The sequence below is a fragment of the Streptomyces sp. NPDC058195 genome (assembly GCF_042883525.1).
In the GTDB taxonomy this organism is placed as follows: domain Bacteria; phylum Actinomycetota; class Actinomycetes; order Streptomycetales; family Streptomycetaceae; genus Streptomyces.
The window spans coordinates 102,442-119,617 of the sequence record NZ_JBHVVM010000002.1; the positions used below are offsets into that span (position 1 = coordinate 102,442).

14 protein-coding genes are annotated in these 17,176 nt (G+C 72.3%); 4 read left to right on the forward strand and 10 right to left on the reverse strand.

Going from position 1 to position 17,176, the window contains the following annotated elements:
- Positions 1-12 precede the first annotated feature (12 nt).
- The gene (locus tag ACFVWY_RS02620; protein WP_123461342.1) at positions 13-546 is read left to right on the forward strand and encodes an alkyl hydroperoxide reductase; all 534 of its coding nucleotides are present in this window, start codon (positions 13-15) and stop codon (positions 544-546) included.
- Positions 547-628: 82 nt separating this feature from the next.
- Here ACFVWY_RS02620 and ACFVWY_RS02625 read toward each other — a convergent pair whose 3' ends face one another.
- The 4 genes from ACFVWY_RS02625 to ACFVWY_RS02640 all read right to left on the reverse strand — a co-directional run bounded on the left by ACFVWY_RS02625 (position 629) and on the right by ACFVWY_RS02640 (position 5,652).
- Positions 629-2,053 (reverse strand): AI-2E family transporter, encoded by a 1,425-nt coding sequence (locus ACFVWY_RS02625; RefSeq protein WP_389866550.1) that lies wholly within the window; start codon positions 2,051-2,053, stop codon positions 629-631.
- 134 nt (positions 2,054-2,187) lie between these two features.
- The gene (locus ACFVWY_RS02630; RefSeq protein ID WP_389866553.1) at positions 2,188-2,883 is read right to left on the reverse strand and encodes a lytic transglycosylase domain-containing protein; all 696 of its coding nucleotides are present in this window, start codon (positions 2,881-2,883) and stop codon (positions 2,188-2,190) included.
- Positions 2,884-3,270: 387 nt separating this feature from the next.
- Positions 3,271-4,593, reverse strand: coding sequence for a PhoH family protein (locus ACFVWY_RS02635; protein ID WP_389866555.1), 1,323 nt, complete (start codon positions 4,591-4,593; stop codon positions 3,271-3,273).
- Between the two features lie 297 nt (positions 4,594-4,890).
- Positions 4,891-5,652 carry an isoprenyl transferase gene (locus tag ACFVWY_RS02640; RefSeq protein WP_389866558.1) on the reverse strand — a complete coding sequence of 254 codons (762 nt, stop codon included), beginning with the start codon at positions 5,650-5,652 and terminating at the stop codon, positions 4,891-4,893.
- A gap of 204 nt (positions 5,653-5,856) precedes the next feature.
- On the opposite strand from ACFVWY_RS02640, the gene mgrA reads away from it, so the two are divergent.
- On the forward strand, positions 5,857-6,897 hold the full coding sequence (mgrA, locus tag ACFVWY_RS02645; RefSeq protein ID WP_389866561.1) for an L-glyceraldehyde 3-phosphate reductase: 1,041 nt from the start codon (positions 5,857-5,859) through the stop codon (positions 6,895-6,897).
- A gap of 209 nt (positions 6,898-7,106) precedes the next feature.
- Entirely contained in the window at positions 7,107-8,258 is a 1,152-nt protein-coding gene (locus ACFVWY_RS02650) for a winged helix DNA-binding domain-containing protein (protein WP_389866563.1), read from the forward strand.
- 288 nt (positions 8,259-8,546) lie between these two features.
- Here the strand turns inward: ACFVWY_RS02650 and ACFVWY_RS02655 are convergent, their stop codons facing one another.
- From ACFVWY_RS02655 to ACFVWY_RS02675, 5 genes are all read right to left on the reverse strand, one after another.
- Positions 8,547-8,924 carry a CU044_2847 family protein gene (locus ACFVWY_RS02655; protein WP_389866566.1) on the reverse strand — a complete coding sequence of 126 codons (378 nt, stop codon included), beginning with the start codon at positions 8,922-8,924 and terminating at the stop codon, positions 8,547-8,549.
- Positions 8,925-9,004: 80 nt separating this feature from the next.
- Complete coding sequence (locus ACFVWY_RS02660; protein WP_389866568.1) at positions 9,005-13,312, reverse strand: trypsin-like peptidase domain-containing protein; 4,308 nt, start codon at positions 13,310-13,312, stop codon at positions 9,005-9,007.
- 366 nt (positions 13,313-13,678) lie between these two features.
- On the reverse strand, positions 13,679-14,137 hold the full coding sequence (locus ACFVWY_RS02665; protein WP_389866571.1) for a hypothetical protein: 459 nt from the start codon (positions 14,135-14,137) through the stop codon (positions 13,679-13,681).
- A 23-nt stretch (positions 14,138-14,160) separates the two neighbouring features.
- Entirely contained in the window at positions 14,161-14,982 is an 822-nt protein-coding gene (locus tag ACFVWY_RS02670) for a class I SAM-dependent methyltransferase (protein WP_389866573.1), read from the reverse strand.
- A 171-nt stretch (positions 14,983-15,153) separates the two neighbouring features.
- A complete protein-coding gene (locus tag ACFVWY_RS02675; RefSeq protein WP_389866575.1) occupies positions 15,154-16,026 on the reverse strand; it encodes a prepilin peptidase in 873 nt (290 codons plus the stop codon).
- A gap of 103 nt (positions 16,027-16,129) precedes the next feature.
- Between ACFVWY_RS02675 and ACFVWY_RS02680 the strand changes: the two genes are divergently transcribed.
- Positions 16,130-16,513, forward strand: a complete 384-nt coding sequence (locus ACFVWY_RS02680; RefSeq protein WP_389866577.1) for a DUF192 domain-containing protein — start codon at positions 16,130-16,132, stop codon at positions 16,511-16,513.
- A gap of 39 nt (positions 16,514-16,552) precedes the next feature.
- Here ACFVWY_RS02680 and ACFVWY_RS02685 read toward each other — a convergent pair whose 3' ends face one another.
- Entirely contained in the window at positions 16,553-17,137 is a 585-nt protein-coding gene (locus tag ACFVWY_RS02685) for a helix-turn-helix domain-containing protein (protein WP_389866580.1), read from the reverse strand.
- Positions 17,138-17,176: the final 39 nt, after the last annotated feature.

The following is a 17,176-nucleotide window of genomic DNA, read 5'->3' on the forward strand; positions in this document are numbered from 1 at the left end:
GCTGACGGCGACATGGCACTCGACGAACTGAAGGCCGCCGTTCCGGACTTCGCCAAGGACCTGAAGCTGAACCTCGGTTCGGTGATCGGGAACAGCGAGCTCCCGCAGCAGCAGCTGTGGGGCACCGTTCTCGCCTGCGCGATCGCCTCGCGCTCGCCGAAGGTGCTGCGCGAGCTGGAGCCGGAGGCGAAGGCCAACCTCTCCGCGGAGGCGTACACCGCCGCGAAGTCGGCCGCCGCCATCATGGCGATGAACAACGTCTTCTACCGGACCCGGCACCTGCTGTCGGACCCCGAGTACGGGACGCTCCGCGCGGGCCTGCGGATGAACGTCATCGGCAAGCCCGGTGTGGAGAAGGTCGACTTCGAGCTGTGGTCGCTCGCGGTCTCCGCGATCAACGGCTGCGGGCAGTGCCTGGACTCGCACGAGCAGGTGCTCCGCAAGGCCGGCGTGGACCGGGAGACCATCCAGGAAGCCGTCAAGATCGCCTCGGTGATCCAGGCGGTCGGCGTGACCCTCGAAGCCGAGGCCGTGCTCGCCGAGTAGGACCGTACCTGCCTCTCCGGTACACACGAGGGCCCCGTGGACGACCGACCGTCCACGGGGCCCTCGTGCATGTCCTGCGCGGCTACGCGTCCTTCGTGCCGCCGCCACCGGGCCCGGCGGTTTCGGGCGGTGCGCCGGGAGCGGGGGTCGGAGCGACGTCGAGCGCGGTCGCCCCGTGCGGCGACGGGGCGTGCCGCAACGCCTCCTCCTGCCCGTACGTCCGCAGATAGCCGACCACCGTGTTGGTGACCGCGACCAGCGGGACCGCGACGACCGCGCCGCCGATGCCGGCCATCAGACCGCCCGCCGCGACCGAGAGCACCACAGCCAGCGGATGCACCCGCACCGCGCGCCCCAGGATGAACGGCTGGAGCACATGGCCCTCGATCTGCTGCACCGCGAGCACCACCGCCAGCACCATCAGCGCGGCGAACACCCCCTGGGTGACCAGCGCGACGACCACCGCCAGCGCCCCGGAGATCACCGCGCCGACCAGCGGGATGAAGGCGAACAGGAAGATGAAGACGGCCAGCGGCACCGCCATCGGCACATCGAGGAAGAAGATCCCGAGCCCGATGAAGATCGCGTCGATCAGTGCCACTATGACGGTGCCCCGCACATAGGCGGTCAGCGTCCGCCAGGCGCGCGGCCCGGCCCCCGCAACACCCGGCCGGGCCTGGGCGGGCACCAGCTTCAGCACCCAGCGCCAGATCCGGCGCCCGTCGTAGAGCAGGAAGAGCGTCGAGAACATCGCCAGCAGCATGCCGGTGAGGACCTCCACCATCACGGTGACGCCCTGGAGTCCGGCCGTGGTGATCTGCTCGGTGTTGGTGCCGATGGTGTCGCTGAGGTTCTTCGCGACATCGTTGATCTGCTGCTCGGTGACGTGGAACGGGCTGTCGAGCAGCCAGTGCTTGAGCTCCTCGATACCGTCCCGCACCTTCTCGGAGAGGGTGTCGATGTTGTCCATCACCTGCCAAACCACGAACCAGCCGACCAGGCCCATGATGACGAAACCGAGCACCGCCGTGACGGCGGTGGCCAGTCCGCGCGGAAGCCCGTGGCGCCGCAGCCGCGCGACGGTCGGCTGGAGCAGGGCGGTGACGAGCAGCGCGGCGACGAAGGCGAGCACCACCAGCTGTACGGCGCTGATGACCCGTATCAGCACCCAGAGGGTGCCCGCGAGGACCAGCACCCGCCAGCCGGCCTCGGCCGCGACACGCATCCCCCAGGGGATCGCCGCGACCGGATCGGGCCGGGCGGCGACGGACGGCGCGTACGAGGGCGGCGGCGGCACATGACCGGCCGCGGCGGCGGGCGGGGCTTCCTTCTCCGCCCCCCGGCCCTCGGGGGCAGGGGCCTTTGGCGCCGGTCCGGGCGGCGGCGGTGACGCGACCGGTGTCGGGGGTTCCTCGTGCTCGGTCCTGGCCCGGCGCTGTTCCAGCCGGTCACCCAGATCGGTCAGTTCGGTGCCCAGCCGGGAGAGCCACCCCGGTAGTTTCGACATGATCGTTCCTCTTCCCCCGTCTTTTCTCCCGCCGCCCCCCGACCGGGCCGCGGGAACCGACCGTACACGCGCGAAGCCCCCCACCGTAGAACGGTGAGGGGCTCTGCGTAGCCGGAATCAGAACCTCGGAGGTTCTAATACCACTTGTGCTGCTGCCAGAAGGACCAGGCACCACACGGGCTGCCGTACTTCCCGTTCATGTAGTTGAGGCCCCACTTGATCTGGGTGGCCGGATTGGTCTGCCAGTCGGCTCCGGCGGTGGCCATCTTCGAGGCCGGCAGCGCCTGCACGAGGCCGTAGGCACCGGAGGACGGGTTGGTGGCCCGGTAGTTCCAGGTGGACTCGTGGTTCACGATGTTGCTGAAGCACTGGAACTGGCCGGCGGGGATCATCTGCCGCGCGATCGCCTGGACCTCGGCCGCGGTGTACGAGCCCTGCGCGGCGAAGCTGGAGGCGCTGCGGATCTCGGAACGGTTGGCCCGCTCCTCCTTCTCCTTGCGCTCCTGCTCGGCCCGCTGCTCGGCCGCGGCCTTCTTGGACTTGGCGTCCTTGGCGGCCTGGATGCGGGCCGATTCCTCCACGGACTTCTTCGCCGCGGCATCGGCGGCGGACGCCTGGGCGTCGGCCTGCTGCGTCAGCGAAGCGGTCTGCACCTGGGCCTGCTGGCCCGCGGGAATGTCTGCGAGCAGCGTGGTGTCGGCTGCGGCCGCCTCGAAGTTGTTGTCATCGACAGCAGGAGTACTGCCCGACGCAACGCCCACGACGGCGCCAACGGTGGTTACGGCGGTGGCGGATGCCACGGCGAACCCCCGGACCGAGATCCGGCTCACACGGTGTCCTTCCAGCATCGCCCGCTTAGGTGACCTCGCGGACGCAATCGTGCCCCTGGCGCTGGCCTCCCTACTGCTTGGGTCACGGGGAGGCACGGGCCCGGTGGGCGACTCCCTGAGGAGCGCCGCGTGGTACTCGCGGGCGGCATACGGACGGCGTCTGTTGAGTTGTGCGGTGCATGGCACCTCGAAAGGTGCGGGTGTGCCGTATGCGGGGCCTGACGGAAGCAAGACTCTGCCGGAACGGCACGCCGGGAAGCAATTCTCTGTTGCGTGTGAAAGCTCACACCTCGTTTGGAGCAGACGATTCCCGGAAACAGCGTCGCGACACGGCGACGCCCGGCTAAGCTGTTCCGCTCGCCGGGCGCACCGAGGGTCACATCCCTGTCAGATCTGGCCTTCCTCCAGCATTTCGGTCACCAGAGCGGCGATCTGCGAACGCTCGGACCGGGTGAGGGTGACGTGCGCGAAGAGCGGATGCCCCTTCAGTTTCTCGACCACGGCGACGACTCCGTCGTACCGGCCGACCCGGAGATTGTCCCGCTGTGCCACGTCATGGGTGAGGACCACCCGGGAATTCGCCCCGATCCTGGACAACACGGTCAGCAGGACGTTCCGTTCGAGCGACTGCGCCTCGTCCACGATCACGAAGGCGTCGTGCAGCGAGCGGCCCCGGATGTGGGTGAGCGGCAGGACCTCCAGCATCCCGCGTCCCAGCACCTCCTCGATGACCTCGCGCCCGGCGACCGCCGAAAGGGTGTCGAAGACGGCCTGTGCCCAGGGGCTCATCTTCTCGGCCTCGGTGCCGGGGAGATAGCCCAGCTCCTGCCCGCCGACCGCGTACAGCGGGCGGAAGACCATCACCTTGCGGTGCTGCCTGCGCTCCAGGACGGCTTCGAGCCCGGCGCAGAGCGCCAGCGCCGACTTGCCGGTGCCCGCCCGGCCGCCGAGCGACACGATGCCGACGTCCTGGTCGAGGAGGAGGTCGAGCGCGATGCGCTGCTCGGCGCTGCGGCCGTGGATGCCGAAGGCCTCCCGGTCACCCCGGACCAGGCGCACATTGCCCTCGGCGGTGACCCGGCCGAGCGCCTTGCCGCGCTCGGACTGGAGCACCAGTCCGGTGTGCACGGGAAGTTCGGCGGCCTCCGGGACGTACAGCGTCTCCTCTCCGTAGAGCAGGTCCACCTGCTCGCCGGAGAGGGAGAGCTCCGCCATGCCCGTCCACCCGGAGTCGGTGATGGCGAGTTCGGCACGGTACTCCTCGGCGAGGAGGCCGACCGAGGACGCCTTGATACGCAGGGGCAGGTCCTTGGAGACGACCGTGACGTCGTACCCCTCGGCCTGGAGGTTGCGCGCGACCGCGAGGATCCGTGAGTCGTTGTCCCCCAACCGGTAGCCGGCGGGCAGTACGCCGGGGTCGGAGTGGTTCAGTTCGACGCGCAGCGTGCCGCCCAGGTCCCCGAGCGGGATCGGGGCGTCCAGCCTGCCGTACCGGACGCGGCAGTCGTCCAGCAGGCGCAGGGCCTGCCGGGCGAAGTATCCGAGCTCCGGATGGTGGCGTTTGGCCTCCAGTTCCGTGACCACGACGATCGGGAGCACGACTTCGTGTTCGTCGAAACGCGTCATGGCGTTCGGATCGGCCAGCAGGACGCTGGTGTCGAGAACATAGGTGCGCCTGTCGGGAATGCGGCGCTTTGTGCTGGTCACCACGGAAGGACGTACCCCCTCGGACGAGGTTGGGGTGCGACGGCGTCGCGGAGCATCCCAATGGAGAGGAAAGGCCGGGCAGGGACCACGATGCACGGGCCGGATACCGGCCCTCCGCGTCGTTCGTACGGTCCTTCGTGTGCAAAGGGCCTCCCGGGCGAGCGGACTCGATGCCGCTCACTTGGACACGACGTCCGCCTGGTTCCTGACCGGACGTCGACCTGTCAGGGGTATTCCCTCGAACAACCGAAGCCATGCCGCCCGGGACGGGCGGGCCGTGCGGGACGTCCAGGAGACCGGCTAGCCGCCGAAGCGGCGGCCGCGGGCGGCGTAGTCGCGCAGCGCGCGCAGGAAGTCGACCTTGCGGAAGGCCGGCCAGAAGACCTCGCAGAAGTAGTACTCGGAGTGCGCGGTCTGCCAGAGCATGAAACCGGACAGCCGCTGCTCGCCGCTGGTACGGATGACCAGGTCGGGATCGGGCTGGCCCCGGGTGTAGAGGTGCTCGGAGATCATGTCGGTGGAGACGATCTCGGCCAGGTCCTCGAAGGAGGTGCCCTTGGCGGAGTGATCCAGCAGCAGTGAGCGGACCGCGTCGGCGATCTCCTGGCGACCGCCGTAGCCGACGGCGACGTTGACCAGTATCCCGTCGACGTCGAAGGTGGCCTGCTCGGCCTCCTTGAGCACGGTCTGGGTGCCAGCGGGCAGCAGGTCGAGCGTGCCGACGTGGTGGACCCGCCAGCGGCCGTCCGCGGCGAGGTCGCGCACGGTGTTCTCGATGATCCCCAGGAGCGGCTTCAGCTCGGAGTCGGGGCGGTCGAAGTTGTCCGTGGAGAGCAGCCAGAGCGTGACGACCTCGACGTCCGTCTCGCTGCACCAGCCGAGCAGCTCCTTGATCTTGTCCGCGCCCGCCTGGTGCCCCTGCGCGGCCGTGCCGCCGGACGCCTTCGCCCAGCGCCGGTTGCCGTCGAGGATGACGCCGATGTGCTTGGGCACCTGGGTGAGGTCGAGGCGGCCCTCCACCCGGCGTGCGTAGAGCCCGTACACCAGGTCGCGCAAGTTCACTGAGTTTCACCCTCTCGGTTCCGTGCGGGCCCGGCCGCCCCCCGCTGCCCGGGGTCCGGGGCCGTCCCCCCGGGGGTCACCGCACTCGTCCGCGGGGCGTTTCGCCCCGCCGTGCCGTGGCAGTCCCCGAAGCCGCCACATTACTGCGCGGGCGGCGCACCGGCCCAACCCGGTCTGTCACAAGTCCGTGATAAGGAGAGAAACGTGACTGATTCTCCTCTTCTTTACCGTGCAGACGATGCCCGTTACGACTCCATGGAGTACCGCCGCACCGGCCGCAGCGGTCTCAGGCTTCCCGCCGTCTCCCTCGGTCTCTGGCACAACTTCGGCGACGACCGCACGCTGGGCTCCCAGCGGGCGATCCTGCGCCGCGCCTTCGACCTCGGGGTGACCCACTTCGACCTGGCCAACAACTACGGCCCGCCGCCCGGCTCCGCCGAGCTGAACTTCGGCAAGCTCTTCCACCAGGACTTCGCGCCGTACCGGGACGAGCTCATCGTCTCCACCAAGGCGGGGTACGAGATGCACCCCGGCCCGTACGGCGAATGGGGCTCCCGCAAGTACCTGCTGTCGTCGCTGGACGCCTCACTGAAGCGGATGGGGCTGGACTACGTCGACGTCTTCTACTCCCACCGCTTCGACCCCGCGACTCCGCTGGAGGAGACGATGGGGGCCCTGGCCTCCGCCGTCCAGCAGGGCAAGGCGCTGTACGTGGGTGTCTCCTCGTACACCGCGGAGCAGACCGCCGAGGCCGCCCGGCTGCTCCGGGAGATGGGCGTACCCGCGCTGATCCACCAGCCGTCCTACTCGATGATCAACCGCTGGATCGAGGACGACGGGCTGCTCGACACGCTGGAGACGGCCGGCATGGGCTGCATCTCCTTCGTGCCGCTCGCCCAGGGCCTGCTCACCGGGAAGTACCTGAAGGGCATCCCGGAGGGTTCGCGCGCCACCCAGGGCAAGTCCCTGGACCCCGCGCTGCTCTCGGACGAGGTGGTGCGCCGCCTGAACGGGCTGAACGCGATCGCCGAGCGGCGCGGCCAGTCGCTCGCCCAGCTGGCGCTGTGCTGGGTGCTGCGCGACAGCCGCATGACGTCCGCGCTGATCGGCGCGTCGAGCGTGGCGCAGCTGGAGGAGAACGTGGCGGCGCTCGCCGGACCGCAGCTGACCGCGCAGGAGCTGAAGGAGATCGACACCTTCGCCGTGGACACCGCGGGCACCAACATCTGGGCCGGGCGGGGCTGACGCGCGGGGCCGCGGGGCCGGGGAGCCCGGCGCCGCGGGCCCACAGAAAACGGGCCGGTCCGTGGGGGGGGATACGGACCGGCCCGAGGGGGGGTTTCCACCATAACCCTTCGTAAGTGCCGACGCGCGCCACGCCACTCAACAATCACTCTCCGGATACACCACGCATGCGGACAGCTTCTGACCTGTTGGGTGGATAGCTTCCCGGCATGACGACCCGAACCGCAGCCGTGACCTGGTCCGCCGCGAACGCCCGCCGGATGGAACGCCAAGGACTCACCGCCCCCACCGCCCTGTCCCCCGCCGGGGTGGTCGGCACGCTCCTGGGGGCGCACGCCCAGGTGCTCTCCGCCGCCGAGCTCTCCGTCGGGCTGCGGACCGAGGGGGTGACCCGGGCCGGAGTGCGCGACGCGCTGTGGCGCGAGCGCACCCTGGTCAAGACGTTCGGGCCGCGCGGCACCGTGCATCTGCTGCCGGCGGACGAGCTGCCGATGTGGACGGGGGCCCTGTCGGCGCTGTCCTTCGGACGCGGCTCCTTCGCCAAGGACGCCCGGATGACGCCGGAACAGACCGAGACGGTGCTCACGGCGATCGGGGACGCGCTGACCGGGGCCGAACTGACCGTGGACGAGCTCTCCGAGGCGGTGGTGGAGCGGGCCGGGGCGTGGGCGGGGGATCCGGTGATGCCCGCCTTCCAGGGGATGTGGCCGCGCTGGCGGCAGGTGATGCATCTGGCGGGCCACCGCGGGGTGCTGTGCTTCGCGCCGAACCGGGGCCGCAAGGTCACCTACACCCGCCCCGATGTCGTACCGCTCGACGGTCCGGCGGCGCTCACCGCGCTCGTACGCCGCTATCTGCACGCGTACGGGCCCGCCACGCCCGCGCACTTCGCGAAGTGGCTGGCACTGCCGCCGAGCCCGGCGGCACACCTGTTCGAAGGGCTCGCCGCGCGCGGGGAGATCGAGCCGGTGACGTACGAGGGCGGACCGGCGTGGGTGGGGGCGGGCGACACCGGCTTCCCCGCCGAACCGGCCCGAGGGGTGCGGCTGCTTCCCTACTTCGACGCCTTCCTCATCGCGTCCCAGCCGCGCGAGCGGCTCTTCCCCGGCGCGGCGTACACCCGGGCGCTGGCGGGCGGTCAGGCGGGGAACTACCCGGTGCTGCTGGTCGACGGCACGGCGGCCGGGGTGTGGCACCAGCGGCGCTCGGGCCGCCGGATCGCGGTCACCGTGGAGCCGCTGGAGCCGCTGCCGGGGCGGCTGCTGCGGGAGCTGGAGGCGGAGGTGGCGCGGGTCGGCGAGGTGCTGGAGGGGAACGCGGAGCTGACGGTGGGTGAGGTGACGGTGGGACCGCACGCGTAGGGGGCGCTCGGCCGACCGGGTGAGAAGCCCGGCCGGCGCGTTCGTGCGGCCGGCCCGTTCCTGCGGCTGGCTCGGCTGGCGGGCCGGAACGCGTGCGCGTCCGCCGACGGGCCCCGCACCGCCCGCGCGCTCACCGCGCGGGCCACCGCCGGTCCGAGAAACCCGACGGGCTGACGGGCTGACGGGCTGACGGACAATGCCGTTGCCCCGGTCAGGGGCCCTGACCGGGATCGCCGCCGGTACGCCCGTCCGTGCGGACGGGGCGGTGGAGGATGTCCTCCGGTGCCGTCAGGACCCGGATGCCTGGGTCTGCTCCGGATACCAGGTGGCGGTGACCGTCAGATGCGCCTGTCCGCTGCCACTGACAATGCCGATCTTGAGATCGTGCCCGAGCTGAACGCCGAAGCTGACGGACACTTCGGCGGGCGGGGTCGCCCCGGTGGTGACCGCGTCGTGCACGTCCTGGACCAGTGCGCCGAGGGGTTGCAGCGTCGTCCGCAGCGCGTCGGCGGCAACGGCGGCCGCCCGGCGGCGCCGGGAGACCGGAACGAGCGGGCCTATGCCGTCCGGTGCCTGCTCCGCGTCGGAGACGGAACGCTCCGCGGGCTGGATCAGGAAGTGGACCGTGGTTCCGTCCGAGAGAGCGAAATCCTGTGAATCGTTCATGCGGATCATTCTGTGGGAGGCAGCGCGGCCAGATGGTGGAGTTGCCCGTCTCCGCCGCGGGATCCTCTGGTGCCTCCAGGTCAGGTGCAGGGGGGCTGTGCCGGGGTTCCGTCCGGCAGCAGTTCGCGCTCGGCGGAGGTGTAGTCGCGGTCGGCGACCTTGCACAGGGCCCGGAACTGGGCTTCGGGACGCAGGTCGAAGGTCCTGCGCCGCAGGGTGAAGGACTGCTTCACCCCGCCGAGGAGCACCGTCAGGCGGCTGCTCCGCACGGAGGCCGCCGCCCCGTCGGGGACGTTCAGGGTGGTGGAGTTGCCCGCGTCGGCCAGTTCATGGACCGTCACCCGGCCCTTGCTGTAGGTGAGGACCCGGTCCCCGTCGCCGATGCCGACCAGGTACCCGTCCACGGAGCTGGACGCGCTGCCGGGCAGCTGCCTGTGCCGGTCGACATCCCACACCCGGATCTTCCTGCTGCTGGTCTGGACGGCCAGACGGGAACCGCGCTCGTCGAAGGCGAGAGGACCGGTCGACGGCTCGTCGCTGGTGAAGAACGGCGCCGCGACCGGGAGCCCCGTCAGGGTCCTGATGTGCCGGGGCGTGCGAAGGTCCCACAGCAGGATGTCGCCGAACGCGGCACCACGCCGGGTCACCGCCACGACCTGACCGGGGTGGTGCGGACGGGGGACCAGCCGTCCCCGGGTGAAGATGTCGTCGATGGTGCCGATGCCGGACCGGTCCGGATCGGGGTGGGCGGCGACCGGCCGTGTCAGGAGGGCCCCGTTGGCGGCGTCGATCCGGGCGAGGCGCCCGTCGACCGTCAGCAGGGCGATCTCGCTGCCGCCCAGGGCGGCGACATCCTCCACCTCGCCTCCCTGGCTCCCCTGCGCCTTCGCCGCCGCCTTCGCCCCGGGCAGCGCACCGTCAAGGGGCACCTTGTCCTTCAGGCTCCCCGCCGGGTACGCGGCGAGCAGGTTGCCCTCCCTGCTCCACACCACGACCCGTCGTGAATCCGCGGTCCAGGCCAGCGTCCAGGACGGCGCGTCACCGAGGAACGGAAGCGGCACGGACTGCCGTGGGGCGCCGGACGAGTCGAAGACGCGCAGGCTGCTCCTGTCGGCGGTGGCCATGAAGCGCCCGTCCGGCGACACGCTGGAGGCCGTGTCGCCGTCCGTGGCGGGGAACCGCCCGCGGTCGTACCGCTCGGCGCGCACGATCAGGAGCGCGGTGCCCAGTGGCGCCAGGACCACCGCCTCGCCGTCGTCGCGGGGTACCACCGCGAGGCCCGCGCTGGAGAGGTCCGTGTCGCGGGCGCTGGGGATGCGGGCGATGCGGGTCTGCCCGGTGGCGAGGTCGGTCAGGATCTTCTCGTCGTAGAGTCCTGCGTCGGTGCCGCTCGACGAATCGTCCGGCGACGGGTGGAAACGCTGGGTGCTGTCCATGCCCCAGCCGACGGCGAGCAGTCCGGAGCGACGGCCGGGAGCGGTCCCGAGGGGCTGTGAGTACGCGTCGTCACCGGCCCGGCGGATGAGGAGCTCACCACCGGCCGCCAGCCTGGCGCCTGAGACCAGGTTGTCCTTGAGGAGGGCGGTGTGCCGCAGCCGGGCGGTGCGCAGGTCCCTGATCTCGATCCGCTGGTTCTCCGCGCCCGGGGTGTGGCTGATGGTCACGACGGAATCCGCGTCGGAGGTGAACGCCGCCTCCTGCGCCCCTCTCTCGGGGACGAGCCCGTCGGGTACGCGGATGCGAGCACCCGATCCGGTCTCCCATGCCTCGGCGAACGCGGGTGGGCACTTGGGGAGGGGGGAGCAGCGGGACGAGGGCTTCACGGTCAGCAGGAGCCGCTTGCTGTCGCTGCTGAAGTCCAGAGTGCCGTTCACCGTTCCGGCCGACGGATGGACCACGGACAGCGGCTCGGGGCGGAGGGAACCGTCCAGCCGCCACAGGAGCACGACGTCCCGGGAGCCCATCGCGGCGAAGAAGCGGCCGTCGGGGCTCAGGGCCCGCACCTGGACCAGTCCCTTGGGCACGCCGCTCAGCTCCCGGGTGCGCGGCGTGCCGCTCAGGGCGTCGGTGACCACGGTGAACCGGGGGTTGTCGCTGCTGCGCGTCGAGGTGACCACCAGCACGCGGCCGTCCGGGGTGGCCGCCATGTCCGTGGCGCGCCCCTCCCAGACCGACGGGTGGCTGGCCAGCAGGTGCTGTCCGCGGACGTACTGGGTCAGCAGGACCTGGCGGGTCGTGGCGGTCGGCCGGGCGTTGTAGGCGGCCAGCGCGAGTTGCAGGGCCGTGGCGGGATCGTCCGGCGGACGCGCCTCGGATGCCTGGGCGAGGAGGCCCGCGGCCTGGGAGCGGAGCTGCTGTTCGGCACTCCGCAGGCCACGCCAGGTGGAGACCGCCAGGACGATGGAGAGCGCCGTGAGTACGGCGAGCACCCCCGCGGCGCCCCTGCGTACGAGGATCCTGCGCCGGGAGTGGCGGTGGCTCAGCTCGATGAAGGCGCGCTCCTGCGCGGAGACGTCCTGGCTGTGCCCGTCGAGCCTGAGGTCCGCCTCGGCCAGGTCCGAGCCGCTGAGCAGACGCGCGGGATCGCTCTTCTGCGCCTGCCACCGGCCCACATCGGCGCGCAGCTGTTCCTGCCAGGCACGGAAGTCCCGGGACTCCACCAGCCAGGTGCGAAGGAGCGGCCAGAGTCCGATCAGTGCCTCGTGCGCCAGGTCGACGATCTCCTCCTGCCCGGATTCCCCCGGGGCGTGCGAGAGGACGAGGAGTCTGCGCGAGGACCCGGCCAGCTCACGGACGAGTTCGAGGAGTTCCGGAGCGAGACCGGCGGTGCGGGCGGGCCTGCGGACGAAGGTGTCGCCGTCACCCGGCCGGGCCAGCTGTGCGAACAGCCGGGGCGCGAGCTCCTGCTGTGTGCGCGTCAGCTTGCGGTGGACACCGTCCGCGTGTCCGGCCAGGGCCCCCGCGATGCCCCCGAACGCGTCGTACGCGGCATGGGTGAGCATCGAGCCGCTGCGCTGGTGCCACAGCTCGGTCAGGGCGAACTGGACCAGTGGCATCCGCCCCGGCTCGCCGCCCGCGTCCTCGACGATCCTCCCGGGCAGTCCCGGCTCGAACCACAGCCCCGGCACGGCGTCGACGGGCGCGGTCACCGCGCGCTTCAGGTCGTCGTCGCTCAGCGGTGCGAGGAACCGCACGGCATCACTGACGGCGTCGGACGTGCCGGACGTCACCAGGGCGTCCAGGGAGTCAGGGCGCGCGGTGGCGACGACCCGCAGGGCTGCCGCGCCTCGCCGGCCGGCGAGGACGGACAGCATGCGGAACAGCTCGCACGCCTCGGCGGGCACGGCGCGCGCGTACTCCTCTAGCTGGTCCACGAAGAGCACGTGCCCGGCGCTCGGACCACGGGCCAGGATCCGCTCCCGCAGCGCCGCGAGGACATCCGGGCCGTCGGCGAGGAGCCAGGCCAGCTCCTCGGTCCTGACGAGGTGTTCGATCTCGCCGAGCCCCGGTTCCAGGACATCGGTCAGTACGTGGGCGAGAACGGAGGCCGCCCGGGTGCCCGGGACCGGACGCGCTTCGCACACGCCGACCCCCTGCTCCCGCAGCCGGGGCAGCACCCCGGCCCCCACCAGGGAGGACTTCCCGCATCCTGACGGGCCCACCACCAGGACCACCGGCCTCTGGTCGAGGGCCTCCATCACCCGGTCGGTGTCCGCGTCACGGCCGTGGAAGAACCGGGCCTGTTCCTCGGTGAAGGGCTCCAGCCCCTGGAACGGGCAACGCGCCGCGACGGTGCGCTCGTCGATCAGACCGGCCGACGGCAGCAGATAGGCGGTGCTCTCCCCCCGGTGCGCGGCCACGGTCATGCCGACGACCCCGCCCTGGGTGTCGTCCCACACCGGAGAACCGCTGAACCCTTCCGTGACACGAGGGCCGGGCAGGTGCGCCTCCATCTGCAGGAGGCCCGCCCCGGAGCGGGCGCGCAGGGTGCCCCGCACCCAGACGCCGTGATCCGCGCCGTTCGGGTGTCCGAACGCACGGAACGGGTGTCCCCAGACCGCGGTCCCGTCGACGAGCCTCACCGGCCTCGCGCCCTCGACGGGCCGGTCCAGCCGCAGCAGCGCGACATCGGCTCCCCCGTGGCGCCAGGAGACCACGCTCGCCCGCGCGGAGGGACGGGCGGACAGGAGCGGGAAGTCGAGGTTCACCGGCCCGCGGGGGGCCTCGTCCACGGACGCCGGGAGACCGAGGGCCTCTTCGACGACGTGCGCGCAGGTGCACACCAGGTCTGCGGCGACCAGGAATCCGGCACCGGCCACGTCTCCGCCGAGGGAGTACATCCGCACCTGCGAGGCCCCCAGAACGTCACCCCGCAACTCCGCGGCCATGGCGCTGCTCCCTTCGCGTCCGGACAACGTACCTACGTTCCACCGCCGTTGGGGGAAAGACAACGCGCCGCGCTGGTACGGCTGTTGAGCCCTGAGGTACGCGCCGGACGAGAGGAGCGGGCACCGTCCGCGGGCACGTCGCCCTCAGGCGGACCACGGAGACCGGCCTGATCGCCGACGCCCCGCTGCCCGACGGGCCTGCCGGGGACGCGGCCTGGGCCCCGGGCCTCTGGCGGACGGCCCGTACGCCGGCGCGACCGCGCCGAACGGCGCGGGCGCGTGCGTGCCCTCGCCTCACCAGCGGCGCCAGCCGGTTCGTGGCCGCCGTGGACGCGGCCCGAAGGGCTCCGCACGCCGTCCGGGGGCTCAGGTGGGGGACGGGGCGCCTCGGTGGCCGCGGGTGAAGCGGATCGCCACGGTGTCCCCGCCGCCGACCACGAAGCTGCCGCCCTCGCAGCGGATGACGGCCTCGCGCACCTGGCCGTTGGTGTCGCCGCGCTCCTCGGTGCGCAGGACGGTCCAGCCGCCGTCGGGCGGCCCCGGCAGGCCCGCCGGAGCGGCGAACTCCCACTGCCCCGACGGTACGCACCAGTCGGGCAGCCGCGGCCAGGCGCCCGGCCCGACCCGCAGGCTCCCGTCCGAGGCACAGGTCAGCAGCAGCGACTGGCCGTCCGCGAGCAGGAACTCGGCGGCCTCCGGCTCCGCCAGCAGCCCCTCGGGACGGTAGAAGACACCGAGCACCCCGACGATCCGCGCGCCGCTGAGCCAGTCGGCCCTCCGCTGCCGCGGAACCCGCGGCAGGCCCTCCTCGTTGTCCGCCCTCATGGCCGACTCCCTCCCCCAGGCGCTCACCGTCCAGGGTCGCACCCTCCGGCCCCCCGCGCCGGGTCCGCCGGTTTGCGCGCCTCGATCAGGAACCGGGTGGTGTGGGCGGTGAACGGCCCCCGGGTCTCGATCAGATGGTGCAGTTCGGCGAGCCGGGGCCGGTACTCCTCGACGGTGAAGCCCGGCACCATCCAGATCACCTTGCGCAGGAAGTAGACGACGGCGCCGATGTCGAAGAACTCGGTACGCAGCCGCTCGGCACGCAGGCCGACGACCTCCAGCCCGGCCGTCCGGGCCGCCGCGCGGGCCTGTTCGGGGTCGCGGGCGCCGCGCACCTCGGGGGGCTGCGGTCCGAGGAAGTACTCGACGAGCTCGAAGACGCTGGCCGGGCCGACCTGTTGGGAGAAGTAGGTACCGCCGGGGGTGAGCACCCGGGCGATCTCCGCCCACCAGGTGGTCACCGGATGGCGGCTGACCACCAGGTCGAAGGCGTGGTCGCCGAAGGGCAGCGGGGGTTCGTCCGGATCGGCGACCACGGCCGCTCCGCGCGGGTGCAGCAGCGCGGTGGCGCGGGCGACGTTCGGCGGCCAGGACTCGGTGGCGACGGTGAGGGGCGGGAGCTTCGGTACGGAGGCGAGCACCTCGCCTCCGCCGGTCTGGACGTCGAGCGCGGCCGTGGCCCGGCCCATGCGCTCCGCCATGGCGCGGGCGTACCCCCAGGAGGGGCGCTGCTCGGTGGCCCGGCCGTCGAGCCAGGAGAAGTCCCAGCCGTCGACGGGGGCGGCGGCGGCCTCCGCGACGAGTGCCTCGAACCGTGCGCGTTCTGTTTCGGGTGCTGCGGCCATACGGGAATGGTGTCAGCGGGGCGCCGGGCGGCGCGACTCATATGTGGCGCGACTCGCACGCGGCACGGCTCATACGCGGCACGACCCATACGCGGCACGGCTCGTGCGCGGCACGGCTCGTGCGCGGCACGGCTCGTGCGCGGCACGGCTCGTGCGCGGCGCGGCTCGCGGTCAGGCGGCCAGGGCGCCGAGCAGGATGCCCAGCAGCGCGCCCGTGATCATGAAGGGGCCGAACGGAATGCCGGTCTTGCGTCCGGCCCGCCTCAGGACCATCAGCCCGAACCCGTACGCCGCGCCGAGCAGGAATCCGGCGAAGCCCCCGGCGAAGACCATGGCCCAGCCGTACCAGCCGAGGACCATGCCCAGGGACAGGGCGAGTTTGACGTCGCCGAAGCCCATGCCGTTCGGGTTGATCACGAAGAGCAGGAAGTAGAAGCCGCCGAGGGCGGCGCCGCCGAGCAGCGCGGAGAGCCAGGAGCCCGCGTGTTCGGGGAGGAGCGCCGCGAGGCCGAGGAGCACGGCGGCGGCCCCGGCCGCGGGCAGGGTCAGCCGGTCGGGCAGCCGGTGGACGCGGCGGTCGATGGCCGCCAGGAGTACGGCGACGGGGGCCAGCAGCAGCCAGGCGGCCAGTTCCGGGCGGGTTCCGGTGGCTGCCGCGAGGGCCGCGCAGGACACCGCGGTGACGACGGGGACCAGGACGCCGGGGGCGTACCGCGCGGGGTGGCGCGTGGCGCCGGGACGGGCGGCCGGCCCGGCGGGCTGTTCGGCGGAGCCCGCGTCCGGCTGTCCGCCGGAGGCCTCGGCGGGGCCGTCCGCAGGGCTATCGGCGGGGCCGGGGACGGGGACGGCCGGGGCCGTGGCGCAGGCCGCGCAGCGGGTGGAGCCGAGCCAGCCGCGGGCGGCGCCGGTCAGCGCGTGGCCCGCCGGGCAGGCGTCACGCCAGGGTTCCTCCGGTTCCACGGAGAACCGGTAGGCGGCACGCGGGACCAGCAGTCCGGCGACCGCGCCCCAGAGTGCGGCGAGCACTGTCAGCATGGCGTCCACAGGGCGACCCTAGGCGGGGGGCCGGGCGCGGGTCATGGGTCCTGGGGCCCACCGCGTACGGTTCCGGACCCAGCGGCCGTCACCTGGCGCTACCTTCTTGGCCATGGCTCAATGGCGCAATGGCAGAGGTACGTTGACGGTCACCGACGGACAGGGCGGGCGGGGTGAGGCGATACCGCTGCGGATCGCGGCCTCCTACCGGGCCCGCAGCCGCGGTCTGCTCGGGCAGGACGGGATCGACGGCGCCCTGATGATCACCCCGTGCGGGAGCGTGCACAGCTTCCGGATGCGGTTCACCATCGATGTGGCGTACCTGGACCGGAAGTTCCGGGTGGTGGCGGTCCACACGATGAAGCCCGGACGGCTGGGCCTGCCCCGGCTGCGGGCCCGGCACGTGATCGAGTCGGAGGCCGGGACGATGGAGGGGTGGGGCATCCGGCCGGGGGCCGTGGTGACGGTCGAGCAGACCGCGACCGACCGGACGTGACCGGCCGGACACCTCCGTACGACCCGCGCCGGGCCCCTGCTACGGCCTGAGCTTCGTGCGGGAGAGCGGGAGGGCCGGGGCGATCGACCAGAGGACCTCGGCCTCCTGCGCGCCGGGGTTGTCCCAGGCGTGCGCGGCCCGCGCGGAGAACGTCGTGGAGTCGCCCGCCTCCAGGAGCCTGGGCTCGCCGTCCACGGTGAGCCGCAGTACGCCGCGTACCAGGTACGCGAAGACCGTCTCGGCCTCCAGGCTGTACGCGCCGCCGGAGCCGCCGCCGGGCCGCAGGATCGTCCGCATGACCTGGACGTACCGTTCCTCGGCGGGGGTGAGGAGGAACTCCTCGATGCCGTGCCCGCCCATCTCCAGCCGGGCGCCGATACCGCCCTTGACGACGTCCTGGTCCGGATAGTCGAAGAGCGTGGCGATGCCGGTGCCCAGGGCCTCGCAGATACGGATCAGGGTCGGGACGGAGACCGAGGTCTTGCCGCGCTCGGCGAGGCTGAGGAAGCCCTTGGTGACACCCGCCTCCTCGGCGACCTGCGCCAGCGTCAGCCGCTGCGACTGGCGCAGTTCGCGCAGTCGCGGACCGATCGTGGACATGTGGGTGTCAGCGGCTTCGGACATGGCGGACACGCTACCTGTCGGAGAGGTCACGGGCAGTGG

What these genes read in the sequence shown, in the direction of transcription:
- ACFVWY_RS02620 (WP_123461342.1), top strand. Translation starts at nt 13, where the DNA reads ATGGCACTCGACGAACTGAAGGCCGCCGTTCCGGACTTCGCCAAGGAC.
- ACFVWY_RS02625 (WP_389866550.1), bottom strand. Translation starts at nt 2,053, where the DNA reads ATGTCGAAACTACCGGGGTGGCTCTCCCGGCTGGGCACCGAACTGACC.
- ACFVWY_RS02650 (WP_389866563.1), top strand. Translation starts at nt 7,107, where the DNA reads ATGACGACCCGAACCGCAGCCGTGACCTGGTCCGCCGCGAACGCCCGC.
- ACFVWY_RS02655 (WP_389866566.1), bottom strand. Translation starts at nt 8,924, where the DNA reads ATGAACGATTCACAGGATTTCGCTCTCTCGGACGGAACCACGGTCCAC.
- ACFVWY_RS02660 (WP_389866568.1), bottom strand. Translation starts at nt 13,312, where the DNA reads ATGGCCGCGGAGTTGCGGGGTGACGTTCTGGGGGCCTCGCAGGTGCGG.
- ACFVWY_RS02665 (WP_389866571.1), bottom strand. Translation starts at nt 14,137, where the DNA reads ATGAGGGCGGACAACGAGGAGGGCCTGCCGCGGGTTCCGCGGCAGCGG.
- ACFVWY_RS02670 (WP_389866573.1), bottom strand. Translation starts at nt 14,982, where the DNA reads ATGGCCGCAGCACCCGAAACAGAACGCGCACGGTTCGAGGCACTCGTC.
- ACFVWY_RS02680 (WP_389866577.1), top strand. Translation starts at nt 16,130, where the DNA reads ATGGCTCAATGGCGCAATGGCAGAGGTACGTTGACGGTCACCGACGGA.
- ACFVWY_RS02685 (WP_389866580.1), bottom strand. Translation starts at nt 17,137, where the DNA reads ATGTCCGAAGCCGCTGACACCCACATGTCCACGATCGGTCCGCGACTG.